This window comes from Finegoldia sp. P2-F-LR (genome assembly GCF_052932265.1).
The window spans coordinates 1-467 of the sequence record NZ_JBRFJF010000033.1; the positions used below are offsets into that span (position 1 = coordinate 1).

Annotated in this window: 1 tRNA gene and 1 rRNA gene; both read left to right on the top strand. The window is 44.8% G+C overall.

From position 1 onward, the window contains the following. Window positions 1–88, top strand: a 16S ribosomal RNA gene (locus tag ACU68W_RS09260); the annotation flags it as partial. A 44-nt stretch (window positions 89–132) separates the two neighbouring features. Continuing rightward, a tRNA-Ile gene (locus ACU68W_RS09265) sits at window positions 133–209 on the top strand. Window positions 210–467 lie beyond the last annotated feature (258 nt).

A 467-nucleotide genomic window follows, 5' to 3' on the forward strand; every position in this document is an offset into this window, starting at 1 on the left:
TGAGGAGCAGTCGAAGGTAGGATTGATGACTGGGGTGAAGTCGTAACAAGGTAGCCGTATCGGAAGGTGCGGCTGGATCACCTCCTTTCTAAGGAGTGCTAACTCAACAAGTATTTACTTTAAGGTTTCTATGGGCCTGTAGCTCAGGTGGTTAGAGCGCACGCCTGATAAGCGTGAGGTCGGAGGTTCGAGTCCCCCCAGGCCCACCATTGACTTAACAGAAATCTATGATTTCGTTGTAAGTCAAGTGCCGTTTTGTTTAAAATCTATGATTTGTCAAAAAACGGCCAAAGACTTCTTAAAAGTCAAAAAATGACTTAACCAGAGTCATAAAAGTCGATAAACGAATCGACATCATGAACATTGAAAATCGAATAACAGTATATATTTCCGGTCAAGAAACTAAGGGCGCAAGGCGGATGCCTTGGCACCAGGAGGCGAAGAAGGACGTGACAAGCAACGAAAAC